This window comes from Streptomyces sp. JLSY215, assembly GCF_059682825.1.
In genome coordinates this window covers 4,771,472-4,796,408 of the sequence record NZ_CM185022.1, presented here as the reverse complement: position 1 = coordinate 4,796,408, position 24,937 = coordinate 4,771,472, and the positions used below count along the sequence as shown (strand labels likewise).

General features: G+C 71.1%; 19 protein-coding genes and 1 pseudogene. 9 read left to right on the top strand and 11 right to left on the bottom strand.

The genetic code is table 11. From position 1 onward, the window contains the following. Positions 1–446: 446 nt before the first annotated feature. On the bottom strand, positions 447–890 hold the full coding sequence (locus AC5677_RS21485) for an ATP-binding protein (RefSeq protein ID WP_497189545.1): 444 nt from the start codon (positions 888–890) through the stop codon (positions 447–449). Between the two features lie 107 nt (positions 891–997). After that, positions 998–1,339 carry an anti-sigma factor antagonist BldG gene (gene bldG, locus AC5677_RS21480; RefSeq protein ID WP_046926810.1) on the bottom strand — a complete coding sequence of 114 codons (342 nt, stop codon included), beginning with the start codon at positions 1,337–1,339 and terminating at the stop codon, positions 998–1,000. A gap of 80 nt (positions 1,340–1,419) precedes the next feature. Between bldG and AC5677_RS21475 the strand changes: the two genes are divergently transcribed. Then, positions 1,420–3,864: a DEAD/DEAH box helicase gene (locus AC5677_RS21475; protein ID WP_497189544.1), complete on the top strand. Its 2,445-nt coding sequence runs from the start codon at positions 1,420–1,422 to the stop codon at positions 3,862–3,864. Between the two features lie 69 nt (positions 3,865–3,933). On the opposite strand, the pseudogene AC5677_RS21470 reads toward AC5677_RS21475, so the two are convergent. The 3 genes and pseudogenes from AC5677_RS21470 to AC5677_RS21460 form a co-directional block, all read right to left on the bottom strand. Further along, a pseudogene (locus tag AC5677_RS21470) lies at positions 3,934–4,134 on the bottom strand (Rv3654c family TadE-like protein); the annotation flags it as partial. 49 nt (positions 4,135–4,183) lie between these two features. Beyond that, the gene (locus AC5677_RS21465; protein WP_497189543.1) at positions 4,184–4,561 is read right to left on the bottom strand and encodes a TadE family type IV pilus minor pilin; all 378 of its coding nucleotides are present in this window, start codon (positions 4,559–4,561) and stop codon (positions 4,184–4,186) included. Further along, positions 4,548–4,682 carry a DUF4244 domain-containing protein gene (locus AC5677_RS21460; RefSeq protein WP_497189542.1) on the bottom strand — a complete coding sequence of 45 codons (135 nt, stop codon included), beginning with the start codon at positions 4,680–4,682 and terminating at the stop codon, positions 4,548–4,550. The genes AC5677_RS21465 and AC5677_RS21460 overlap by 14 nt, the downstream gene beginning before the upstream one ends. A 497-nt stretch (positions 4,683–5,179) precedes the next feature. Here AC5677_RS21460 and AC5677_RS21455 point away from each other — a divergent pair, with 497 nt between their 5' ends. From AC5677_RS21455 to AC5677_RS21445, 3 genes are read left to right on the top strand one after another with little or no spacing between them, the layout of a single operon-like run. Continuing rightward, the gene (locus tag AC5677_RS21455) at positions 5,180–5,932 is read left to right on the top strand and encodes a tyrosine-type recombinase/integrase (RefSeq protein ID WP_497189541.1); all 753 of its coding nucleotides are present in this window, start codon (positions 5,180–5,182) and stop codon (positions 5,930–5,932) included. Beyond that, on the top strand, positions 5,929–8,445 hold the full coding sequence (locus tag AC5677_RS21450; RefSeq protein ID WP_497189540.1) for a site-specific integrase: 2,517 nt from the start codon (positions 5,929–5,931) through the stop codon (positions 8,443–8,445). Before AC5677_RS21455 ends, AC5677_RS21450 begins: the two co-directional genes overlap by 4 nt. Further along, the gene (locus tag AC5677_RS21445) at positions 8,442–9,014 is read left to right on the top strand and encodes a DUF6262 family protein (RefSeq protein WP_497189539.1); all 573 of its coding nucleotides are present in this window, start codon (positions 8,442–8,444) and stop codon (positions 9,012–9,014) included. The genes AC5677_RS21450 and AC5677_RS21445 overlap by 4 nt, the downstream gene beginning before the upstream one ends. Before the next feature lie 267 nt (positions 9,015–9,281). On the opposite strand, the gene AC5677_RS21440 is transcribed toward AC5677_RS21445, so the two are convergent. From AC5677_RS21440 to ssd, 4 genes are read right to left on the bottom strand one after another with little or no spacing between them, the layout of a single operon-like run. Beyond that, a complete protein-coding gene (locus AC5677_RS21440; RefSeq protein ID WP_497189538.1) occupies positions 9,282–10,121 on the bottom strand; it encodes a type II secretion system F family protein in 840 nt (279 codons plus the stop codon). Next, the gene (locus AC5677_RS21435; RefSeq protein ID WP_497189537.1) at positions 10,118–11,008 is read right to left on the bottom strand and encodes a type II secretion system F family protein; all 891 of its coding nucleotides are present in this window, start codon (positions 11,006–11,008) and stop codon (positions 10,118–10,120) included. Before AC5677_RS21435 ends, AC5677_RS21440 begins: the two co-directional genes overlap by 4 nt. Then, positions 11,005–12,162, bottom strand: coding sequence for a TadA family conjugal transfer-associated ATPase (locus AC5677_RS21430; protein WP_497189536.1), 1,158 nt, complete (start codon positions 12,160–12,162; stop codon positions 11,005–11,007). Before AC5677_RS21430 ends, AC5677_RS21435 begins: the two co-directional genes overlap by 4 nt. Continuing rightward, on the bottom strand, positions 12,159–13,340 hold the full coding sequence (ssd, locus tag AC5677_RS21425) for a septum site-determining protein Ssd (RefSeq protein WP_497189535.1): 1,182 nt from the start codon (positions 13,338–13,340) through the stop codon (positions 12,159–12,161). The genes AC5677_RS21430 and ssd overlap by 4 nt, the downstream gene beginning before the upstream one ends. A gap of 517 nt (positions 13,341–13,857) precedes the next feature. Here ssd and AC5677_RS21420 point away from each other — a divergent pair. Continuing rightward, positions 13,858–14,715, top strand: a complete 858-nt coding sequence (locus AC5677_RS21420; RefSeq protein ID WP_497189534.1) for an HAD family hydrolase — start codon at positions 13,858–13,860, stop codon at positions 14,713–14,715. 415 nt (positions 14,716–15,130) lie between these two features. Here AC5677_RS21420 and AC5677_RS21415 read toward each other — a convergent pair whose 3' ends face one another. Beyond that, positions 15,131–15,988, bottom strand: coding sequence for a Fic family protein (locus AC5677_RS21415; protein WP_497189533.1), 858 nt, complete (start codon positions 15,986–15,988; stop codon positions 15,131–15,133). Between the two features lie 101 nt (positions 15,989–16,089). Between AC5677_RS21415 and AC5677_RS21410 the strand changes: the two genes are divergently transcribed. After that, the gene (locus tag AC5677_RS21410; protein ID WP_497189532.1) at positions 16,090–17,076 is read left to right on the top strand and encodes an ATP-binding protein; all 987 of its coding nucleotides are present in this window, start codon (positions 16,090–16,092) and stop codon (positions 17,074–17,076) included. Here AC5677_RS21410 and AC5677_RS21405 read toward each other — a convergent pair. After that, positions 17,057–18,445 (bottom strand): polysaccharide deacetylase family protein, encoded by a 1,389-nt coding sequence (locus AC5677_RS21405; RefSeq protein ID WP_497189531.1) that lies wholly within the window; start codon positions 18,443–18,445, stop codon positions 17,057–17,059. The genes AC5677_RS21410 and AC5677_RS21405 overlap by 20 nt on opposite strands. A gap of 363 nt (positions 18,446–18,808) precedes the next feature. On the opposite strand from AC5677_RS21405, the gene AC5677_RS21400 reads away from it, so the two are divergent. The 3 genes from AC5677_RS21400 (at position 18,809) to nhaA (ending at position 24,916) form a co-directional block, all read left to right on the top strand. Continuing rightward, positions 18,809–21,169, top strand: coding sequence for a SulP family inorganic anion transporter (locus AC5677_RS21400; protein WP_497189530.1), 2,361 nt, complete (start codon positions 18,809–18,811; stop codon positions 21,167–21,169). Between the two features lie 149 nt (positions 21,170–21,318). After that, a complete protein-coding gene (gene acs / locus AC5677_RS21395) occupies positions 21,319–23,283 on the top strand; it encodes an acetate--CoA ligase (RefSeq protein WP_497189529.1) in 1,965 nt (654 codons plus the stop codon). Between the two features lie 280 nt (positions 23,284–23,563). Then, positions 23,564–24,916 carry a Na+/H+ antiporter NhaA gene (gene nhaA / locus AC5677_RS21390; RefSeq protein ID WP_497196705.1) on the top strand — a complete coding sequence of 451 codons (1,353 nt, stop codon included), beginning with the start codon at positions 23,564–23,566 and terminating at the stop codon, positions 24,914–24,916. Positions 24,917–24,937 lie beyond the last annotated feature (21 nt).

Here is a 24,937-nt window from a genome sequence, read left to right as displayed (position 1 = left end):
ATTGGTTCCCTCGGCCACCGCCGAACGGGTGAGTTGGGGCTCCTGACGCACCCTCGATTGCGCTTGATCCCGCGTCAGGTCGGATCGGGATCGGGTCCGGATCGAGTCGGGACCGGGTCCGGATCGGGACGCTTGGGGAGCGGCGGCGGGCGCGGCTGCCCGGCAGCGCCACCAGCTCGTACGGCGGGCGCTCGGCCTCCCCGCCACGATCGCCGGCCCCGCCGCGGGCCCTGCCGGGCCCACTGAGGCCGCCGGTGAGCCCGGAGCCGGGCGTAGGGGGTACAGGGAGCGCGGCGGGCGCGGTGGGCGCACAACAAGACGCGCGACGGCCACACGGACTCGACGCGATGAAGATCAGCGCAAGGAAGAAATAAAAATCAGCACAATGAACGCTCGGAGCGCACCCGAGAAGATCGGCGCGAACCGACCGCGTTGCGGCGGTTGCGCTACGGCACGACCGCGGCCGCTGCCGTCGGCCAGCTCATCCGGATCACGCCGCCGTGCTCGCCGGTCGTCACCTCGACGTCGTCGACCAGCCCGCTGATGACCGCGAGGCCCATCTCGTCCTCGCCCTCGGGCTCGCCGTCCGCGCCGCCCTCGGTCCCTTCCGCGGCATGCGCCCCGGCCGGACCGGCCCCGCCGGGCACCTCGTCGCCGACCTCGATCGAGAACTTCTTCTCGTCCTCGATCAGCAGCACCCGCACCGGGGCCACGATGTCGTTGCTGGTGTGCAGGCCCACGGCGCGGCTGCACGCCTCACCGACCGCGAGACGCACCTCGTCCAGCACGGCCTCGTCCACTCCGGCGCGCCGTGCCACCGCAGCGGCGACCAGACGCGCGGTCCGGACGTGCTCGGGAAGGGCGCTGAAGCGAAGTTCGACGGTGGCCATGCCATCCCCCTCGATATGCGGACGTGCAACGCAGGGGGCCGGACAGGACGTCCGGTACCCCCCACTACTTCCTTCCCCGCGCCTGGGGCGCGGGGCACCACCCAGCCTCAGTCCGTCGCGGAGACGGCTTCGTCGACCGAGGTGTGAATCGGGAACACCTTGGTCAGACCGGTGATACGGAAGATCTTGAGAATGCGCTCCTGGTTGCAGACCAGGCGCAGCGAGCCCTCATGGGCACGCACTCGCTTGAGCCCACCGACCAGCACGCCGAGCCCAGTGGAGTCCAGGAAGTCGACACGTTCCATGTCCACCACGAGGTGGTAGCTTCCGTCGTTCACAAGCTCGACCAGCTGCTCACGCAGCTTGGGCGCGGTGTATACATCAATCTCGCCACCGACCTCGACGACCGTACGGTCGCCAACGGTCCGGGTCGACAGGGACAGGTCCACGGATCCTCCAGCACCTTGCTATCGAGCGGTCGCCCCCCTGGGGCCTCCCCACCGAAGTAGGGGCGGATCTGGCAGCCGCGATGGCATTCAATCACTTACCAGCAGGCGTGCACGACGCCTTGTCAGCATTGTCGGTCAGTCCGGTGACACACTCGGTGCCGATGGCCTCCAATCGACTGCCGCAGGACGCGGGCGCGCGTCCCTCCCCAGGCATGATTCTCGACCGTCTCGCCCGGGGCGCGACCCGCGCTGCGCGCATCACTCATACGGAGCACTTGCCCCCGCGCATCGGCAGCCATGCCGACTGGCCCGAAGAGATCCGTCCGGAAGTGATCGACGCCATCCGTTCGGCCGGAATCGATCGTCCCTGGGCCCACCAGGCACGGACATCCGAACACGCGCTGCGCGGCGAGTCCGTCGTCGTCGCCACCGGGACCGCCTCCGGCAAGTCCCTGGCGTATCTCGCGCCGGTCCTCTCCACGCTGCTGGACGGCTCCGAGGCGCCCAACGGCAGGGGCGCCACGGCCCTGTATCTGGCGCCCACCAAGGCGCTGGCGGCCGACCAGCGGCGCGCCGTACGCGAGCTGGCCGCCCCGCTGGGCACGGCGATCCGGCCCGCGGTGTACGACGGCGACACCCCCGTCGAGGAGCGCGAATGGGTGCGTCAGTACGGCAACTACGTCCTGACCAACCCCGACATGCTGCACCGCGGGATCCTGCCGGCCCACCCCCGCTGGTCCTCCTTTCTGCGCGCCCTGCGCTATGTCGTCATCGACGAGTGCCACTCCTACCGCGGCGTGTTCGGCTCCCATGTCGCGCAGGTCGTCCGCCGGCTGCGGCGGATCTGCGCCCGCTACGGCGCCGAGCCGGTCTTCCTGCTCGCCTCCGCCACCGCCGCCGAGCCCGGCGAGGCCGCCACCCGGCTCACCGGGCTGCCCGTGGTGGAGATCACCGAGGACACCTCGCCGCGCGGCGAGCTGGTCTTCGCGTTGTGGGAGCCGCCGCTGACCGAGCTCCACGGCGAACAGGGCGCACCGGTACGCCGCACCGCCACCGCCGAGACCGCCGATCTGCTCACCGACCTCGCCGTCCAGGGCGTGCGCACCGTCGCCTTCGTACGCTCCCGGCGCGGCGCCGAGCTGATCGCCCTGATCGCGCAGGAGCGGCTCGCGGAGGTGGACCGCTCGCTGCCCGCACGGGTCGCGGCCTACCGGGGCGGCTATCTGCCCGAGGAACGCCGCGCCCTGGAACGCGCACTGCACCGCGGCGACCTGCTCGGCCTGGCCGCCACCACCGCCCTGGAGCTGGGCGTGGACGTCTCCGGCCTGGATGCGGTGGTCATCGCGGGCTATCCGGGGACCCGCGCCTCGCTCTGGCAGCAGGCCGGGCGGGCGGGGCGCTCCGGGCAGGGCGCCCTCGCCATCCTGGTGGCCCGCGACGATCCGCTGGACACCTATCTCGTCCATCACCCCGAGGCGCTCTTCGACCAGCCGGTCGAATCCACCGTCCTGGACCCGGACAACCCCTATGTCCTCGCCCCGCACCTGTGCGCGGCCGCCTCCGAACTCCCCCTCACCGAGGCCGACTTCCCGCTCTTCGGCCCCGCGACCGCCGGGCTGCTGCCGCAGCTGGAGTCCGCCGCGCTGCTGCGCCGGCGCGCCACCGCCTGGCACTGGACGCGCCGCGAGCGGGCCGCCGACCTCACCGACATCCGCGGCCAGGGCGGCTCGCCGGTGCAGGTCGTCGAGGACGGCACCGGGCGGCTGCTGGGCACCGTGGACGCCGGCGCCGCGCACGCCTCCGTCCACGACGGCGCCGTCCACCTCCACCAGGGCCGCACCTATCTGGTCAAGCGGCTCGACCTCGACGACGACGTCGCCCTCGTCGAGGAGGCCAACCCGCCCTATTCCACGACGGCCCGCGACACGACCGCCATCTCCATCCTCGAAACCGACACCGAGATTCCGTGGGGCGACGCCCGGCTGTGCTTCGGCTCGGTCGAGGTCACCAACCAGGTCGTCTCCTTTCTGCGCCGCAAGCTCATCACCGGCGAGGTCCTGGGCGAGACCAAGCTGGACCTGCCGCCGCGGACGCTGCGCACCCGCGCGGTGTGGTGGACGGTCACCGAGGACCAGCTCGACGCCGCCCGGGTCAATCCCCAGCAGCTGGGCGGCGCGCTGCACGCCGCCGAACACGCCTCCATCGGCATGCTGCCGCTGTTCGCCACGTGTGACCGCTGGGACATCGGCGGCGTCTCCGTCCCGCTCCACCCGGACACGCTCCTGCCGACCGTCTTCGTCTACGACGGCCACCCCGGCGGCGCGGGCTTCGCCGAGCGCGCCTTCCACACCGCCGCCGAGTGGCTCACCGCCACCCGCGCCGCCATCGCCGCCTGCGAGTGCGAGGCCGGCTGCCCGTCCTGCATCCAGTCCCCCAAGTGCGGCAACGGCAACGATCCGCTGCACAAACGGGGCGCGATCCGGCTGCTGGGCGAGCTGCTGCGGGGCGTGCCCAAGGAGTCGTAGCGGCCGCGCCGGGCCGGCACGGGCCCGCACCCGGGCCGTGTACGGATGGTCGCCCGCCTCGGCCGATACGTCGGCGACCGCCCCGGTCAGGGCACAGCGCACCAGGCGCGTGTGCTGCGCGCGTGCCACCCGGCGCGCCGCCGCGCAGGCCGCGGCCCGCCCCTGTACGGCATGATCCGCGGCGGCCAGCGCCGCCAGGTCCGCGGCGCCACCTGCCCGGTGCCGCGCCGTGACGACCTGGCCCACGCCGATCAGGGCCGCGAAGACCACGCAGAGCGCCGCCGCCGCGAAGACCGTCCACACCGTCGCAAAGCCGTCGTCACCGCCCCACCGTCTCCTCCGCAAGAGCCACCGCCTCCCCTCTGACCTGTGCCGTCAACCGCCCCACACCGGGCAGCTCGGCCGCGACCCGTACGCGGACGAGGTCGCCCTCCCGTGCCAGCTCGACCCGCGCGCCCCGCGGAGCCACGTCCCTGGCCGCCCGGATCACCGCGGCGCGTGGTTCCGAGCGGGCCGCGGCCCTCGCCCCGGCCCGCGCCGCATCCAGGCACTCGATACGGGCGCAGACCGCCATCAGCCCCCAGACGAGCGCCGCCACGACCGCCACCAGAACCGGCAGCACCACGGCCGTCTCCGCCGTCACCGAGCCCGCGTCCCGGGCGGTCCGGCCGCGCGGGACGGCCTCAGGCCTGGTCACCGAGCGCCTTCTCCAGCACGCCTTGCAGCAGGTCGGCCACCGCGCCGCTGGTGACGACCTTGTACAGGACCGCCGCCAGGGCGCAGGCCGCGAGCGTTATCTCTAGGTTTCTCAGAGGCATAAGGCACGTGAGGTTCGGGGTTCTTCTCCCACGTTCCAGTGGTTTATCTGCAAGCTGTGAGGCACGTTGGCTTGCTGTTCCCTAGGTTCCTCGGCATGGCTCTCACGTATTGCGCTGAACGGGCGGTGTCGCCCACGACTGGTGCCGTCTCGTGGGTGGTGATGGATCAGGATTTCCAGTTGCACCCGGAAGGGTCCACCTTTCTGGAGGGCCTTCGAGGTGCCGATCGATCGGTCAACACCGAGCGTGTTTACGCAGGTCGGACAGCTCTCTTCCTCTCGCACTGTGCAGAGGAGGCGGTCGACTGGAAAACCATCACGCTCGGCTCGATGGTCGGCTTTAAGAGATGGCTGGTCGACACGCCGTTGCCCTCCCGTCGGCGAGACGGCGGCGGCCCGGTCCGGGTGCGGACGGAGAAAAGCGCCAACGCCGTGTTGACGACGGTCTGTGAGTTTCTGCGGTTCTGCCTGCGGCACGACCTGATCGAGGATTCCGTGATGGATCGCCTTTATGAGCCGCGCTACCTGCGTTTTCTCCCGGCCGGCTACGACCCCGGTGAGTTCGGACAGTTCCGTACGGTCCGCTCCCGGCTGCTGAAGTTCAACGAGGCCCAGGAGCCCTTCGAGTTCCTGATGCCGGACCAGATCCCGCCGCTGGTCGAGGCGACCTGCAACGTCCGAGACCGGTTCTTGGTCTCCCTCGGTGCGGTCACAGGCATGCGGATCGGTGAACTGCTTGGTCTGCACCGCCAGGACATGCACCTGCTGTCGGACTCGCGGGTCCTGGGCTGCCCGGTCGCCGGCCCGCACGTCCACGCCCGGCGTCGGCGGGACAACACCAACGGCGCCCTGGCGAAGGCCCGCATCCCCCGCGCGATCCCGGTCACCACCGATGTGGTCGGTCTCTACGCCGACTACACGCACGAGCGGGCCCGGCTACTGCCCCAGGACGATCAGGAACTCGTCTTCGTCAACCTCTACCGGCCGCCGCTGGGCCGGGGCCTGACCTACCAGGCGGCCAAGGACATGTTCGACCGGCTGGCCCGCGCCACCGGCATCACGGTCCGGCCCCATCTGCTGCGGCACACCGCGGCCACCACCTGGCTGCGCAATGGCACCCCGCGCGATGTCGTCCAGCACCTCCTGGGCCACGTCTCCTCGTCCTCGATGGAGCCTTACCTCCATCCCGACCAGCGTGATCAGCGTGACGCAGTCGAGCGGGGGGCCGCCTGGGCCGGGAGCCACCGGTGACCGCCACTGCGGCGGCGGAGACCGCCGTCCTGCCGCTGGCCGCCAACGTCGACCTGCCGGCCTGGACCGCCTGGCTCAAAGACCAGTGCGATGCCGGGTGGCGGCCGACGGAGTGGGCTCCAGACGCCTGGCTGTTCACCGGTGACCTGGACAACCCCGCCACCACCAGCCAGAAGTGCGCCGTGCTGTCCTGCACGGTGATCGTCAGCTCCAACGGGCCGTGCTGCCAGTGCCTGCGCGCATTCCACAAGAGCGGTCTGGACCGCGCGACCTTCCTGGTCACCTACCGGCCGCCGCCGCCACAACGGCGCCCTCGTGGAAGCGAGTTGTGCATCGTGACACGCGACGGCCGCCCCTGCCAGCGGCCACAGGCGGGCAACGGAGCGGGGCTGTGCTCCTCGCACTACAGCTGCTGGACCGGGACGACGGCTCGCCACAAGTACACCCCGCAGGAATGGGCGGTCACCCGAGCCCACCCGCTGGACTCGCTCGGCGAGTGCATCGTCACCGGCTGCGAGGATCTGCAAGGCACCTCCTACCGCCTCTGCCCGCTCCATCATGACCGCTGGCGCCGGGCACGCGCGGCCGACGACCTGCCCCGGACCCCGGACGCCGTCGCCCAGTGGGCGGCGACCCAGCAGCCACGACTCAACACCCACCAGTTCAGCCTCGTGACGCTGAGCGAAACGGTCCGCTGGGAACTGCTCTACGCGATGCAGTCGCGTGACGACCGCGGCGCCAGGATCGACCCCCAGGGCGTCAGGAAGATGGTCCAGGCCCTGACCGGGTCCGCGACGATCACCGCGTTCACGCCCTCCAGCCTCTCCGCGCTCTGCACGGGAGACGCCAATGGCCGGGCTCACGCCCGCGAACTCGTCCGAACCATCCACCGCGGGTTCGAGCTCTTCGCCGGCATCGATCCGACCCGCAAGGAGGTCTGGGACCTGGTCGCCGTCGGGCTGCCCTCCCGGGCCAGCCAGACCGGCCGCCGGGTCAACCCCGGTTTCGTCGACTTCACCGTGATCCAGCAGCGATGGCTCCGCGAGCTGACCCTGGAGTGGGCCCGCACCGCCCGGCCGGACAGCCAGGACCTCAAGCAGACCGTCCAGTCCTGCGGCGTCGCCTCCCAGACACTGGCCGCTCGCCCCGGTGGCGGCCACGACCTGCGGACCTTGAAGTTCGCGGACATGACCACGGTCTTCACCACGTTCACCGAGCTCAAGCACGACAACGGCACCCTCTTTGGCCTCCAGCACCGCCGGCACCTGCTCGCCCGCTTCCACAACGTCCTCGACTTCGGCCGGGCCAACGACATGCTCGGCGACCTCCCAGCCAGCTTCGCCCGTCACCCCTCGCACCGGTTCCCGCCCGAAGAGGCCAACGAAGACGAGATCGGCAAGGCCATCCCGGAACCGGTCATCGCCCAGCTCGATGCCCACCTCCACCTCATCGGCCGCAACCAGGTCTATGGCCGCGGCCGGCCACAGGCCGACGTCCAGATGCTGTTGGAGACCGTCTACAAGATCCTGCGGGACACCGGCCGGCGCCCGCTGGAGATCGCGTCCCTGCCGCTGGACTGCCTGGAGCGTGACGGCGAGAACGACATCCTCATCTACGACAACCACAAGGCCCGCCGCCTGCGGCGGCGGCTGCCGATCACCGCCTCAACGGCGGCGACCATCCGCGGCTGGCAGGCATACCGGGCAGAGCTCGACATTCCCGAACGCGCCCGCCCTTGGCTCTTCCCTGCAATCACCAACCGCAAGGGCCGCGGACACATGGAGACCAACCACATCAGCATCGTCTTCCGAGCCTGGGTCGATCTGATTCCCGTCCTGAACAGCGACGTTCCCGGCCCGGACGGTTCGCCGCTGCCATTCGACCGGTCCTTGATCTTCCCCTACGCGTTTCGGTTCTCCTACGCCCAGCGGCATGCGGACGCCGGCGTCCCGGTCGAGATCCTCAAAGAGCTCATGGATCACAAACACATCCAAACCAGCCTTGGCTACTACAAGATCTCTTTGAAGCGGAAGCTCGAAGCGATCAAGACCATGAGCCAGTACGTCCGCGACCGCACCGGCTCCCCCATCCCCCAACCCGCCGACGCCAACAGCTACGAACTCCGCTCGGTGGGCGCCCCGTTCGGCAACTGCATCGAGCCCAGCAACGTCCGGGCCGGCGGCAAGCAGTGTCCCATCCGGTTCCAGTGCGCGGGCTGCGGCTTCTATCGCCCCGACCCGTCCTACCTCCCCGCCATCGAAGAGCAGATCAACACCCTCAAAGCGGACCGGGAAACCGCCCTGGCCATGGACGTCGACGACTTCGTCGTCCGCAACCTTACCGAACAGATCCGGGCCTTCACCGGCATCCACGACGAGATGCACCGCCTCCTGGAAGGCATGCCCGCCGACCAGCGGGCCGAGATCGAGGACGCCAGCAAGGTCCTCCGCCGGGCCAGGGCCGCACGACAACTTCCCGTGATCGTCCTGCCCCGCCCGCGGCCACAGCCATGACCGACACCGGCCCCGCCACCGACGGCATGATCGCCTCCCGGCGACGTGATAGCCAGCACAAACGCTCCCGCGTCCTGGCCGCCCTCGAACAAATGATCCGCGACCAAACCCCGATCACCTTCGCCGCCGTCGCCCGCCAAGCCCAGGTCTCCACCTGGCTCGTCTATGCCGACGGTGTCCGCGACGCGATCGAGGACGCCCGCGAACGCCAACGGGACCAGCCCAGGCCAGAGCCCAGCCCGGACAACAAACCCGGCCTGGCAACCGACCTCGCCCTTGCCCGCGAAGAGATCAACCGACTTCGCAACGAACGCGACGGACTGCGCGACAAGCTCCGGCTCTCCCTCGGCGCCCAACTCGACGGCCTGCACAGGAACGACCTCACCGACAAGATCGACGAACTCGCCGAGCACAATCAACAGCTCGTCGCCACAGAAGCCCAGACCCGGACAGAAAACGAGGCCCTGCAGGCCCGCATCAGCGAACTCGAAGACGACCTCACCGCCACTCGCACCAGCCTCCGCCGCATGATCCGAGGCGAGAACCTCACCTCGCGGCCAACCACGTGACCCACGTGTCAGAGATCAACACAACCAGCTGACCTGCGCGTTCGTTCGCGAGCTAGAGATAAAGTAAGTGCACATGGCGTACTCCGCCGTGGCCATCCCCCGGTCCCGCTCCGCGGTGCGCAGCCACATCCACCAACGTCGAAACATGTCATCCCCCTTGAATTGATCACTCATCACTCACGGCTCAGGGCGCATGGCTCACGGCTCACGGCTCACGGCTCACGGCTCACGGCTCATGGATCGCGCCCCGTGGCTCGGTTACATCCCTCAGTTACGTCCCAGCAGTCCGCCTGCCAGGCCGATCAGCACTGGCGCCACACCGAGCATCAAGAACGCCGGCAGGAAGCACGCCGACAGCGGCAGGGTGACCAGCACCCCCGCCCGCCGGGCCCGCGCGGCGGCCGTTCTGCCGTGCTCCGCGCGCAGCTCGGCCGCGATACGGGACATCGACTCGACGGCCGGCACGCCCGATATCCCGGCGCGCTCCAGACAGCGCGCCAGCCCCTCGGCTCCGGGCAGGGCCGCCGCCAACCTCGGCCATACGACGGCCGGTTCGCCACCGAGGCGGAGTTCCGCCGCCACTTGGCGCAGTCGCTCGGCGACGGTCCCGTCCAGCGACCGGCCCACCGCCTCCGCCGACTCCCTCGGACCGGCCCCGGCGGCGAGGGTGGCGGCCAACAGATCGGCGGCCGGTGCCAGTTCGGCGCGTACTGCGGCCTCCGCCGATCGGCCGGCCTCCGCGGCCCGTTGCCGTGCGAGCCAGAGGCGGGCCCCGCCGCCCGCGGCCAACCCCGCCAGGACACCGGCCGCTCCACCGACGAGAATGATCACGAACCCCGCCGCGCCCAGCGGTCCCGCCCACTCCTTCAGCAGACGCCCCAGCCGCCCGTCACCCTGCGCCCCACTCGCTTCCCGGCGCCGCACCACCCGCCCGCCGCCGTCCCCGAGCATCGCTCGGGCCCGTTTCCGTACGATCCGCCCGCGGCGCGCCTCCCCCACCAGAGCGATCGCGCACACCGCCGCCGTCACGGCCGAAACCGCCGCCACGATCGAACTCGTCATCCCCAGGCTGTGGATAACTTCCGCGTCGACAACCTCCACGCTCACCGCGTCCCCCTCTCCTCGCCGGCCGCCGCGACGATCCGTGCCGCCCAGGCCACGCCGCCGCACTCCAGTAGCCCGCCGATCACCAGGCAGCCCCATCCCGCCGGGGTGTGCAGCAGCACCCGTAACGGGTCGGCGCCGAGCGCGCCGCCCATCAGCAGCCCGGCCAACGGAAGCAGCGCGAGCATCAGAGCCGTGACCCGCGGTCCCGCCAACTGGGCGCGTAATTCGTCCCGTTGGTCGCATCGCGCCCTGAGGCCGGCCGCGATCCGCTCCAGCCCGGAGGCGAGCCCGGCGCCTCCCTGCACCGCGACCTGCCAGCACGCCGCCATCCCGGTCAGCCCCTCGGCTCCGGGCAGCCGCGCCGCCGCACGCAGCGCCTGCGGGACATCGCCTCCGTAGCGCGCGGCCGCCGACACCGCCGCTCCCTCCTTGCCGAGGCCCGGCACCCCGTTGGCGAGCAGGGCCCGGTCCGGTTGCTGTCCGGCGCGCAGTTCACCCGCCACGGCGGCGCACAGTCCGATCACCGCGGCCGTCCGCCGGTCTCGTTCGCGCTCATCGGCGCGGGCGGCCAGCCACCGGCGGACGGCGTACGCGGCGACCGGCGCGGCGAGCACGGGCACCACGGACACGCCGGCCACACCGACCCCGAGCCCCGCCGGGAAGCACCAGGCCTCCGGCCCGATGCGCCCACGCCACCAACGACCCGCACGCCGCCACCAGGCCCACCGGACCCGCCGGGCCGCCGGTTCCGGCGCCTCCCCGCCATTCCCGAGCAACGCCCGAGCCCGCCGTCGCGCATCGTCCCGCCCCTCGGCGCCCAGCCACCCGGCCGCCCCCGCGCAGAGCACCGCCACCACCGCCGCCCCCGGCCCCACAGCGCCCGTCACCGCTCGCCGCCCCGCGCGCAGAGCTCCGCCAACCGCCCTCGGCCACGCGCCTCCTGGAAGCCGTCCGGGCCCCAGACCGCGGCCGGTACGGTCACCACGAATCCGTCGCGGTCCCGCTCCAGGACATGGATCTCGGCGATCCGCCGACGCCCGCACCGGTCCCGCACGAGATGCAGGACGACGGAGAGCGCGGCGGCCAGCTGGCTGTGCAGGGCGGCGCGGTCCAGCCCGGCCGTCGAGCCAAGGGCCTCGAGGCGGGCGGGCACATCGCACGCGGCATTGGCATGCACGGTGCCGCAGCCGCCCTCATGCCCCGTGTTCAGGGCCGCCAGCAGATCGGTGACCTCGGCGCCCCGCACCTCACCGACCACCAGCCGGTCGGGCCGCATCCGCAGCGCCTGCCGTACGAGGTCCCGTAGCGTCACCCGCCCTACGCCCTCCTGGTTGGCGGGGCGGGTCTCCAGTCGCACCACATGGGGATGGTCCGGGCACAGTTCCGCCGAATCCTCGGCCAGGACGATCCGCTCGTCCGGGCCGACCAGTCCCAGCAGGGTGCTGAGCAGCGTCGTCTTGCCCGAGCCCGTGCCGCCGCTGATCACAAAGGACAGCCGGGCCGCCAGCACGGCCGTGAGCAGCCGGTCGCCGCCCGGTGGGACCGTCCCGGCCGCCACCAGGTCGGCGAGGGTGAAGGCCCGGGGGCGGAGTACCCGCAGGGAGAGGCAGGTCCCAACCACGGCCACCGGGGGCAGCACGGCATGCAGCCGGGTGCCGTTCGGGAGCCGGGCGTCGAGCCAGGGGTGGGCATCGTCGAGGCGGCGTCCGGCCACCGCCGCCAGCCGCTGTGCGAGCCGACGCACCTCCGCCTCGTCCCGGAAGCGCACCGCCGCGCGCTCGAGACCGCCGCCCCGGTCCACCCATACCTCGTCCGGCGCGGTGACCAGGACGTCCGTGACGTCCGGCGCGGCCAGCAGCGGCTCCAGCGGCCCGCTGCCCACCATCTCGGAACGCAACGCGGCCACCACGCCCAGCACTTCGGCGTCCCCCAGGAGCCGCCCCTCCTCCCGCAGCGCCACCGCCACCCGGGCCGGCGTCGGTTCCGCCCCGGCCTCGGCCAGCCGCCTGCGCACCCCGTCCAGCAGATCCCGGCCGGTCATGCGCGGACACCGCCCCGGACGCTCGTAACGTCCGGCCGCCCGACAGCCGGCCGGGACGGGGGCGAGCCCGAGGGCGCCAACACCCGCTCCCAGAAAGCCGTACAGAACCGAGCCAGGGGCCGCCGCGGATCGGCCCCCGGCGGCACCTCCCGTCGCAGATCACCCAACAGGTCCGCGTCCCAGGCAACTTCACCGGCCAACGGCAGCCCCAGCAGGCAGCCGATCTCGTCCGGATCCAGCCCCGGGTCCGGTCCGGGCACTCCGCGTACGACCACCCGGACGTCGCCGAGCACGTCGCGCACCCCCGCCGCCACCCGCCGCGCCGCCGCGACCGCGCGCAGCTCCGCCGGGACGATCAGCAGCCCAAGGTCCAGCTGCGCAAGCGCCTCCGCCACCGCGTCGTCGACCCTGCGGGGCAGATCCGCCACCACGACGCCGCCGCGTCGGCGCGCCGCCGCGAGCACCGCGCGCATGGCCGGTGGCGGGATGGCGGCCTCGCCGCGCCGGTCCCAGCTGAGCACCCGCAGGGAGTGCAGCAGCGGCAGCGACTCCGCCAGGGCTCCGCCGGCCACCCGGCCGCGCGATTCGGAGAACGCGGGCCAGCGCAGGCCCTGTTCCTTCTCTCCACCCAGCAGGACGTCGAGCCCGCCGCCCAAGGGATCGCCGTCCACCAGCATGGTGCGCGCTTCCGTACGGGCCGCCGTGACGGCGAGGGCGCAGGCCACGGTGCTCGCCCCGGCCCCGCCGCAGCCGCCGATGACGCCGACCGTGCGGGCCGGTGGCCCGACGCCCTCGACGGCGTCGGCGATCCGGTCGGCCAGCCAGCGTTCGCCGTCGGGGAGCGCCAGCACCCGTTCCGCCCCGATGGCGACCGCCTGGCGCAGGAGCGCGGGATCGTCGGCGTCGCGGCCGGCGACCACCACGCCCTCGCGCCGCGCGACGCCGCCCAGCCGGGCCGCGCGGTCCGCCCCGACGATCACCAGGGGCGCCCTTTCCCAGTGGCCGTTCCGGGCCGGCCGGCCGGGCGCCACTTCGGGCAGCGCACCGGCCGCGGCGCACAGCCGGAGAAGGTCGTCGAGAAGTCCTTCGTCCTCGGTGATGAGCAGCGGCACGCCCCGCTCTTCGCTGTTTCCGTTCTCCTGGTGATCCGGTCGATCGGATGCCCTGGATCCAGCCACGTTCCGTCCCCCTATCGCTACACAACTCACGCATCCGCGAACTCGCGGGCTTTTACGATGCAGCGATCGGGAAAATCCCGTGGATCTTGAAGCAAATCTGTGGACAACTCCGCGGCTGTGAATATCCCCGTCACCTATTCCAGCTACGAACGCGTACTTCTGGGGGCACAGAGCGGGACGAAGACCGACAAGGAGATCGGGCACGAAGAAGAGCTTTCGCAGCGCAGTGCAGCAACTACAGGGAGTTATGGGTGACGCCCGTCATCAAGGAGCGCGGCGCGGGCGAAGAGGAAGATCCGGATCCGGGTCCGGTGACGCAAAAGGCGTCCGGACATGCGACGACCCCCGCCGGGGGGGAGAGCGGGGGTCGTCCCCACGGCCGACTCGGGGGGGGAGGAGCCGGACCGGGTTAGCACGGTCGCGAACGATCCGTGACTTCCATGGTGTACCCGAGAGCCTTCTCAGGCAAACCCACGCGCCACACCTTACGCCGAATGGTTGCCCCTATGCTCACCCCGTGGAAAACCACTCCGTGCCTCACTCGACGCCCCGTACTGCCGCGTTCTTCGACTTGGACAAGACCGTGATTGCAAAGTCGAGCACGCTGGCCTTCAGCAAGTCGTTCTACCAAGGCGGCCTGATCAATCGCCGTGCCGTCCTGCGCACCGCGTATGCCCAGTTCGTGTTCCTCGCCGGCGGTGCGGATCACGACCAGATGGAGCGCATGCGCGAATATCTCTCCTCTCTCTGCCGCGGCTGGGATGTGGCCCAGGTCCGGGAGATCGTCGCCGAAACGCTGCACGGCCTGATCGACCCGATCATTTACGACGAGGCGGCCTCGCTCATCGAAGAACATCACGCCGCCGGGCGGGACGTCGTCATCGTCTCCACCTCGGGCGCCGAGGTCGTCGAGCCGATCGGCCAACTCCTGGGCGCCGACCGGGTGGTGGCCACCAGGATGGTGGTCGGCGACGACGGCTGCTTCACCGGCGAGGTGGAGTACTACGCCTACGGGCCGACCAAGGCGCAGGCCGTCCGGGAGCTCGCCGCTTCCGAGGGCTACGACTTGGAGCGCTGCTACGCATACAGCGACTCGGCAACCGACGTCCCGATGCTGGAAGCGGTCGGCCACGCCTTCGCGGTCAATCCGGACCGGGCACTGCGCCGCGAGGCGGTGACGCGCGGCTGGCCGGTGCTCTCCTTCAACCGGCCGGTCCCGCTCAAGCAGCGACTGCCGGCACTGACGCTGCCCCCTCGGCCGGTGCTCGCCGCCGTCGCCGCGGTGGGTGCGGCGGCGGCCACCGCGGGCCTGGTCTGGTACACGAGCCGGCGCCGGACGACGACCAAACACCTCGCTCGCATTGCCCGGATTTGAGGCAATACGTAAATATCTGCGGCCTGGGGTTCCACTTGCCCCGTATCAGTAGTACAAAGGACTTAACGGCCCGCGAGACCAAGGACATCCGAGAGGACTACCTGAAAACGCAGCAAGGCCCACGGACCGATGCATGAAAGTCGGGCACCCACGCGACGCCGACCCGTCGATTACGGGCCAGCCGCACCAGGTAACGGACAAAGTTTCCGACCTGATGGGCAAATATCGTGCACGCATGGTCACGCGACAGACATGCCAGCGGCGGTACCAAGTAGCACCGGTACCGCCGCAACCCCTTTTTCAGGGCAGGTAATACGGCCCTGTCAAAGGGCCGTCAGGGGCGCCGCCCATCGGGGCGAGCGCCCTTGAGCCTGCTTGTGCCGCGCCGGCCCCGCCTGCGCCGCGCCGGACCGGCTCACGCCGCGCCGCGCTGCAGCGCCTCGCAGACCGCCGTGCTCTCCCGCGAGCCCAGGTCCACCGCGCGGCCGCAGTGCGCGATCCAGGCCGCGACACCGTCCGGTGTCCCCGAGACGTAGCCCTCCAAGGCCGCCAGATACGCCGCGCGCCCCAGTTCGGCGTGTCCGACCTCGGCCGGACAGATGGACTTCGGGTCCAGCCCGCTGCCGACCAGCACGATCCGCTCGGCCGCCCGCGCGACCAGCCCGTTGTACGACCCGAAGGGCCGCAGCGCCAGCAGCTCGCCGTGCACCACCGCGGCCGTCACGAGGGCCGGGGCCTCGCTGCCGGCCAGCAGCAGCCGTGCCAGCCCGTCCAGCCTCCCCGCGACCTCCTGGGCGTCCGGCAGCGGCAGCTCGATCAGCGGCTCGTCCACCGGCTCGGCGCCCAGCCGGGGCCGCCCCACCGTTTCGTCCGGCGCCTCGCCGCCGGCCGCCACCAGATGCAGCCGCGCCAGCACCCGCAGCGGCGACTGCCGCCAGACGCTGAGCAGCTGCCCGGCCTCCGCCGTCAGCCGCAGCGCGGCGCCGACCGTCCGCGGCTCACCGTCGACGCCGAAGTCGGTGCGCCGCCGGACCTCCTCCAGCGCCCAGTCGGCCCCCGCGAGCGCCGCGGAACCGCGCGCTCCGCGCAGCGCCGCCTCGGAGGTGACCTCATTGCTGCGGCGTCGCATGATCCGGTGCCCATACACCCGGTCGACGCCCTTGCGTACGGAGTCCACCGCGTCGGCAACCCCCGGGAGCGACGCCAGGGCGGCGAGCGGATCGGCGCCGGCGTTCGGGGGTGCGGGGGTCTCGCCCCGGGAGTGTGCAGCCATGGGTATGACCCTACGCACCACCAGGCCGGACCCCTCGAAGGAGTGGTCTTCTTCACGTACCGCTCTCACCCAACGCGATATGACGATTACCCTTGGTGAACATGAAGATCGCTTTCGTAGGCAAGGGCGGCAGCGGCAAGACCACCCTGTCCTCCCTGTTCATCCGCCATCTCGCCGCGTCCCGGATCCCCGTGATCGCAGTGGACGCCGACATCAACCAGCATCTGGGCGCCGCCCTCGGCCTGGACGAGGACGCGGCCGCCACGCTTCCCGCGATGGGCGCCCATCTCCCGTTGATCAAGGACTACTTGCGCGGCAGCAACCCCCGGCTCCCCTCCGCCGAAACGATGATCAAGACCACGCCACCGGGCGAGGGCTCACGCCTGCTGCGGGTGTGCGAGGACAACCCCGTCTACGACGCCTGCGCCCGGACCGTGCCGCTGGACGACGGCTCCGTGCGACTCATGGCGACCGGCCCGTTCACCGAGTCCGACCTGGGCGTGGCCTGCTATCACTCCAAGGTCGGCGCGGTGGAGTTGTGCCTGAATCACCTGGTGGACGGCCGCACGGAGTATGTCGTCGTCGATATGACGGCTGGTTCGGATTCGTTCGCCTCCGGGATGTTCACCCGCTTCGACATGACCTTCCTGGTGGCCGAGCCGACCCGTAAGGGCATCGCCGTCTACCGCCAGTACAAGGAGTACGCCCGGGATTTCGGCGTCCCCCTGAAGGTGGTGGGCAACAAGGTCCAGGGCCCGGACGACCTGGCGTATCTGCGCTCCGAGGTGGGCGAAGACCTGCTGGTGACCGTCGGGCACTCCGACTGGGTGCGTGCCATGGAGAAGGGCCGCCCGGCCGCCTTTGCGCAGCTGGAGACGGCCAACCGCCGCGCCCTCACGGCACTGCACCACGCGGCCGATGCCTCGTACGAGCGGCGCGACTGGGAGCGCTACACCCGTCAGATGGTGCACTTCCACCTCAAGAACGCCGAGAGCTGGGGCAACGCCAAGACGGGCGCCGACCTGGCAGCCCAGGTCGACCCCGCCTTCGTGCTGTTGGAGGAGGCGGCTACTCCGCAGCCGGCCTGATGGGTCCGAGGGGCGTGACGGGTCCGAGAGGCCTGACGGGCCTGGTCCGCGCGTCCGCACCGGCGGGCAGCACCGGCCCGTCCGGCCCGCCCGTCGGGGCGTACGGCCAGCCCGTCGGGGCGTACGGGGTGCCATCGGCAGCGCCGGGGAGATCGGCCGTGTCGGCGAGATACGAAGCCCAGCCGCCCTTCGGGGACTCACCCACCCGCAGCTTGCGCAGTCTGGCCAGTACGTCGGGCTGCTGCGCGTCCAGCCAGTCGGCCAGCTGCTTGAAGCTGACGCACCGGACGCCTTCTCTGGGGCAGATGGTCTTGATGGCCTTCTCGACGGCCGCCATGTAGGTGCCGCCGTTCCAGGACTCGAAGTGGTCGCCGATGAACAGCGGTGCGCGATTGCCGTGGTAGGCCCGCTCGAACCCTTCCATGACGCCGCCGAGCATCTGCCTGCCCCAGGTGGCGTGCAGGGCGCGATTGCCATGGGTGGTGCCGGACTGGTTGGCGAGGAAGTTGTAGTCCATCGAGAGGGTCTCGCGGCCCCGGCCGGGCAGCGGTATCGCCTGCAACGGGAAGTCCCAGATGCCGCCGGTCCTGCGCGGCCAGGTCTGCCGCCCCCCGGGCGAGCTGGCGTCGTAGCGGAAGCCCATCGCCCTGGCGGCGGGCAGCAGATTGCGCTGCCCCTCCAGACAGGGCGCCCGCCCGCCGACCAGCTCCTGGGAGTAGTCGAACGGCAACGGCCGCTCGGATATCAGGCCCGAGTTGGTCTTCCAGTGCTTGACGAACTCCTCGGCCTGCTCGATCTCGCTGATCCATTCGTCCGGCGTCCAGACACCGACGCCCCGGGGGCCGCAGAAGTGGCCGTTGAAATGCGTGCCTATCTCGTGGCCCTCCCGCCAGGCGCCGCGCATCTGCGTCACGGTGTCCTTGACTCCCTGGACGTCGTTGAAGCCGATCGCCGAGGTACCGGGGGCGTGCCGGGGCGGGACGTACAGGCTCCGCTTGTCCTCCGGGAGCAGATAGACGCCGCTGACGAAGAACGTCATGGTCGCCTGGTACTTCCTGCCGACCGCCCGGAAGTGCGAGAACAGCCGCTGACCGTCCTCACCCGCGCCGTCCCAGGAGAACACCACGAACTGCGGGGGCCGTTTGCCCGGCTCGAGGGGGACGGGGGTGGGCTGGTTGGGCTGCTCTCCGGTGTAGGCGGTGGAGCCGTCGCCGATGAGCCGAACCGTCTGGGCGGGGGCGTGCGGCGCGACCCGTCCCTTCCTGGAGTGCGGTGCCGGGCCGCCACGGAGGGACCCGCCACAGCCGGCTATCGCGGCCAGCGCCACCGCCGCCGCTATGGATGCCGTGACCTTCGACGGTGCCGTCATCGGCCCACCTCAATCCCGGTGCCGCAGCACCTTCCGAGTGATTTATCGGAAGAACTACCCGCAGACGACACAAGACCGGAGAGAACGGGAAAAGGGCAGCCTAATGGTCATTTAAATTCACCCGATAGGTGGAATGACTGCGTCGTATGCCCGAAAAACCTTCCCTTTGCCTTTACGTGTCATTACGATCCATTTACCGAAGCTTGAGAGTCGTATAAAAAGCTTGAGCCGTACCGAAGCCTGAGAGTCGCCGGACTGCCACCCGCACGGCGACCGCCCGGCCGGCCGGCTCGCGTCCCGCCGCAGTACACCGCCGCCCACGATCGCGCCCCGCGCGACCGCGTCGCCCCGGAGGAGACGGGAATGTCGCAGATCGAGAAGTCGCCGCCGCCGAAGCCGCGCGCCCCGCACCCCGCCGAGCTCCCGTCCGGGATCCCGTCCGAGATCCCGTCCGAGATCCCTGCGCATCCCGTACCCGAGCCCCGTGCCGAGAAGCCCCGCCGCGCGACGCTGCGCCGGGACCTGTCCGCCTCGATCGTCGTCTTCCTGCTCGCCGTGCCCCTGTCGCTCGGCATCGCCCTCGCCACCGGCGCCCCGCCGCAGGCGGGCCTGGTCGCCGCGGCCGTGGGCGGCATCGTCGCCGGCCTGCTCGGCGGCGCCCCGCTCCAGGTCACCGGCGCGGCCACCGGCCTGCTGGTGATCACCGCCGACCTCGTACAGCGCTACGGCTGGCGCGCCACGTGCGCCATCACCGTCCTCGCCGGCCTCGCCCAACTCGCCCTCGGGGCGCTGCGGGTGGCCCGCGCGGCGCTGGCCATCAGCCCGGCGATCGTGCACGGCATGCTGGCCGGGATCGGCGTGACGATCGCCGTCGGGCAGCTGCATGTGGTGCTCGGCGGCAGCCCCGACAGCTCGGCGCTGGACAACGTCGCCGCGCTGCCCGGCCAGTTGGAGCACCCGCACGTCGCCGCCCTGCTGATCGGCGCCGTCACCGTCGCCGTACTGGCCGGCTGGAAGCGCCTGCCGGGGCGCGGCGGGCGCTGGGCGCGGGTGATCCCGGCCCCGCTGGCCGCCGTCCTCGCCGCAACGGCGATCAGCGCCGGGACGGCGGTGCCGCGGGTCGATCTGCCGTCCTGGCGGCTGCCCGAACTGCCCGCGCTGCCGGACGCCTCCTGGCCGGCGGCCGCCGCCGCGGTACTGACCGTCACCCTGGTGGCCAGCATGGAGTCCCTGCTGTCCGCGGTGGCGGTGGACCGTCTCGCGGCCGAGCAGCCCGGCGCCCCCGAGGGCCGTTCGCAGCTCAATCGCGAGCTGGCCGGGCAGGGCGTCGCCAACGTCGTCTCCGGTCTGCTGGGCGGCATGCCCGTCTCCGGTGGCGCGATGCGCGGCTCGGCGAACGTCAAGGCGGGCGCGGCGACCCGGCGCGCAACGGTGCTGCACGGCGTATGGGTGCTGGTCTGCGCGGGCCTGCTGGCCGGGACGCTGGAGCTGATCCCGCTGGCTTCGCTGGCCGCCCTGGTGATGGTCGTCGGCGTACGGATGGTGAGCTTCGCGCATATCCGCCATGTGCAGCGGCACCGCGAATTCCCGGTGTACGCCGCCACCTTGGGCGCGGTCGTGGTCCTCGGCGTACTGCAGGGCGTGGCAACGGGCATCGCGGTCTCGGTGTTCCTGGCACTGCGGCGGCTGACCCACACCCGTATCGCGGTCACCGAGGAGGCCGACTGCCACCGGGTGCGGGTCAGCGGGCAGTTGACGTTCCTGGCGGTGCCGCGGCTGACCCGGGCGCTCGCACTGGTGCCGGCCCGCGCCAATGTGGTCGTCGAGCTGTGCGGATCGTTCATGGACCATGCCGCTTACGAGGCGCTGCGGTCCTGGTCCGCCGGGCACCGCGCGCACGGCGGCTGGGTCACCCTCGGGGGCCGTTCGGGCCGTCCCATCGCCGAGCCCGCCAGCGCGCACTCCTGCCGCCCCTGGACTCCGTGGCGCAATCACCACTGCACCCGGCCCGCCCCGGCCCCCGAGTCGGCGCCGCAGAGCAGCGGCAGCCAACTGCTGGGCGGGCTCAGCGCCTTCCAGCGCCATACGGCCCCGCTGGTGCGCGAGGAGCTGGCCCGGCTGGCGCGCGAGGGCCAGCGGCCCACCCAGCTGTTCCTGACCTGCGCCGACTCCCGGCTGGTCACGAGCATGATCACGTCCAGTGGACCGGGCGATCTGTTCACCGTCCGCAATGTGGGCAACCTGATGCCGCCGCCCGGCTCGGACGCCTCCTGTGACTCGGTGGCGGCGGCGATCGAGTACGCGGTGGAGGTGCTGCGGGTCGGCTCGATCACGGTCTGCGGGCATTCGGGGTGCGGTGCGATGGGAGCGCTGCTGGCCTCCGCGGCGCCGGGCGAGACCGAACCGACCCCGCTCTCCCGGTGGCTGCGGCACGGCGGGCCGAGTCTGGCCCGTATGGCGCGCATCGGACGGCTGGGCCGGGGCGAGGTCGCCCTCGACAACCGGCCGGTGGCCGACGACCAGGAACGGCTGGCGCTCGTCAACGTCCGGCAGCAGCTCGACCATCTGCGGGCGCACCCGTGCGTGGCCCGCCGGGTGGCGGAGGGTTCGCTCGCGCTGCACGGCATGTATTTCCATGTCGGTGACGCGCAGGCGTATGTGCTCGACGAGGCCACCGGACGGTTCTCGGCGGTCTGCGGCGAGCCGGCGCCGGCCAGGGTCTGACCTGCGCGGCATCCCCCGAACGGCCCTGGAACGGACCGATATTTGACAGGTCTAAACCAATATTTATCCACAGACCTTGTCACGGCCGGGCATGGGCTGATGAGCTAGGGCCCGGGGACACATCGGACGCCCTGGGAATGGGAGATGTCGTGAGCAACGAAAGCCTGGCCAACCTGTTGAAAGAGGAGCGACGGTTCGCACCGCCCGCCGATCTGGCCGCGCATGCCAACGTCAAGGCTGCCGCGTACGAACAGGCCGCGGCGGATCGGCTGGGCTTCTGGGCCGAACAGGCCACCCGCCTCAAGTGGGCGGTCGAGCCCACCCAGACACTCGACTGGTCCAACCCGCCCTTCGCGAAGTGGTTCGCGGACGGCAAGCTCAATGTCGCCTACAACTGCGTGGACCGGCATGTGGAGAACGGCCTGGGTGACCGGGTCGCCATCCACTTCGAGGGCGAGCCCGGCGACACCCGCACCATCACCTACGCCGAGCTCCAGCAGGAGGTCTCCAAGGCCGCCAACGCCCTGATCGAGCTGGGTGTGCAGACCGGCGACCGGGTCGCCATCTATCTGCCGATGATCCCGGAGGCGGTCATCGCCATGCTGGCCTGCGCCCGCCTGGGCGCGCCGCATTCGGTCGTCTTCGGCGGCTTCTCCGCGGACGCGCTGGCGACCCGTATCAACGACGCCGACGTCCGCGTGGTGATCACCGCCGACGGCGGCTACCGCCGCGGCAAGGCATCCGCCCTCAAGCCCGCCGTGGACGAGGCGCTGACCAGGCCCGGCACGGAGAAGGTACGCAGCGTGCTGGTCGTGCGCCGTACGGGCCAGGAGGACATCGGCTGGACCGAGGGCCGCGATGTGTGGTGGCACGACATCGTCGAGCGGCAGAGCGGGACCCACACCCCCGAGGCGTTCGACGCCGAGCACCCGCTCTTCATCCTCTACACCTCCGGTACGACAGGGAAGCCCAAGGGCATCCTGCACACCACCGGCGGCTACCTCACCCAGGTCTCGTACACCCACCACGCCGTTTTCGACCTCAAGCCGGAGACCGACGTCTTCTGGTGCACCGCCGACGTCGGCTGGGTCACGGGCCACTCGTACATCACCTACGGCCCGCTCTCCAACGGCGCGACCGAGGTGCTCTACGAAGGCACGCCGGACACCCCGCACCAGGGCCGCTGGTGGGAGATCGTCCAGAAGTACAAGGTGACGATCCTCTACACCGCGCCGACCGCGATCCGCGCCTGCATGAAGTGGGGCGACGACATCCCGGCGAAGTTCGACCTGTCCTCGCTGCGGATCCTCGGGTCGGTCGGTGAGCCGATCAACCCCGAGGCCTGGATCTGGTACCGCAAGCACATCGGGGCCGACGCCACGCCGATCGTCGACACCTGGTGGCAGACCGAGACCGGCGCGATGATGCTCAGCCCGCTGCCCGGCGTCACGGAAACCAAGCCGGGCTCGGCGCAGGTACCGCTGCCCGGGATCGCCGCCACCGTGGTGGACGACGACGCCAACGAGGTGCCGGACGGCGCCGGCGGCTATCTGGTCCTCACCGAGCCGTGGCCGTCGATGCTGCGCACCATCTGGGGCGACGACCAGCGCTATCTGGACACGTACTGGTCCCGCTTCGAGGGCAAGTACTTCGCGGGCGACGGCGCCAAGAAGGACGAGGACGGCGACATCTGGCTGCTGGGCCGGGTGGACGACGTCATGCTCGTCTCCGGGCACAACATCTCCACCACCGAGGTCGAGTCGGCCCTGGTCTCGCACCCGAAGGTGGCCGAGGCCGCGGTCGTCGGCGCCGCCGACCCGCAGACCACCCAGGCCATCTGCGCCTTTGTCATCCTGCGCGGCGACGCGGCGGAGGACGAGGGCCTGGTCGACGAGCTGCGCGCGCATGTCGCCCAGCAGCTCGGCCCGATCGCCAAGCCCAAGCGGATCCTGCCGGTCGCGGAGCTGCCCAAGACCCGCTCCGGCAAGATCATGCGGCGGCTGCTGCGCGATGTCGCCGAGAACCGCGACCTCGGTGACGTCACCACGCTCACCGACTCCTCGGTCATGGATCTGATCCAGGCGAAGCTGCCGAGCGCGGCCGGCGAGGACTGAGCCCCAGCGCTCACGGAGGGGGCACCGGGCCGCGCAGGCCGGGTGCCCCCTCCGTCGTACTCCGGCGGCCTTTCGACCGTTATGCCCGTAAGGTGAGATCCACTGGCTAGCCCCTTGCACCCGCCCGGTAAAGTGGTAGGCGCGTTAACGAAGCGCAAAGAATTTCAGGGTGCGCCGGGAAGTCTGGTCGGCAACTGCAACAGCCGTACTCAGCTGCCGAATTGACCGGAGGTCACCCGTGAGCGCGCCGAAGAACCGCCGTTCCATATTCCTCGGCCGGATGCCCCTGCCGGAGCGGAACTTCATCGCGGAGGCCCTGCGCGCCGAGACCGTCGGCGGGGTGCTTCTCCTCGTCGCCGCCGTAGTGGCCCTGATCTGGGCAAACACCCTGAGCGGCAGCTACGCGTCGATCCGCGACTTCCATCTCGGCCCCGCCGCACTGGGCCTGGACCTTTCCGTGCAGCACTGGGCCGCCAACGGCCTGCTCGCGGTCTTCTTCTTCGTCGCCGGCATCGAGCTCAAGCGCGAGCTGGTCGCAGGCGAGCTGCGCGACCCCAGATCCGCCGCCCTCCCGGTGGTCGCCGCGATCTGCGGCATGGCGATGCCCGCGATCGTCTACGCCGTCGTCAACGGCATCGGCGGCGGCTCACTACAGGGCTGGGCTGTTCCCACCGCCACGGACATCGCCTTCGCACTCGCCGTCCTCGCCGTCATCGGCACCTCCCTGCCCTCGGCGCTGCGCGCCTTCCTGCTCACCCTCGCCGTCGTCGACGACCTCTTCGCGATCCTGATCATCGCGGCGTTCTTCACCTCGAAGATCAATTTCCTGGCCCTCGGCCTCGCCGTCGCCGGCCTGGTGATCTTCTATCTGCTGCTCCGCAAGGGCGTCCGCGGCTGGTACGTCTACGTCCCGCTGGCGCTGGCCATCTGGGCCCTGATGGAGAACAGCGGGGTGCACGCCACCATCGCGGGCGTCGCCATGGGCCTGATGCTGCGCTGCCACCGCCACGACGGCGAGCGCCAGTCCCCCGGCGAGCACATCGAGCACCTGGTCCGCCCGCTCTCCGCCGGTCTCGCGGTGCCGCTGTTCGCCCTCTTCTCCGCGGGCGTGTCCATCTCCGACAGCGCGGTCCACGACGTCTTCACCCGGCCCGAGACGCTCGGCGTCGTCCTCGGCCTGATAGTCGGCAAGGCACTGGGCGTCTTCGGCGGCACCTGGGTCACCGCCCGCTTCACCAGGGCCGAACTCAACCCCGACCTCAAGTGGCCGGACGTCTTCGCCGTCGCCGCCCTGGCCGGCATCGGCTTCACGGTCTCTTTGCTCATCGGCGAACTCGCCTTCTCCGACGACCTCGCGCTGGCCGCCGAGATCAAGGCATCGGTGCTGATCGGCTCGCTGCTCGCCGCCGTGTTCGCGGGCGTCCTGCTCAAGGTCCGCAACAACAAGTACAAGAAGCTGTGCGAGGACGAGGAGCGGGACGAGGACCAGGACGGCATCCCCGACATCTACGAACTCGACAAGCCCGAGTACCACCTGCGGATGGCCGCGATCCACGAGGCAAAGGCCGCCGAGCACCGCCGCCTTGCCGAAGTAGCCGCCGACACCCACGCCGGAGACGATGGTCCGGCATGATCTGAGAGGCTTTGCCATCCG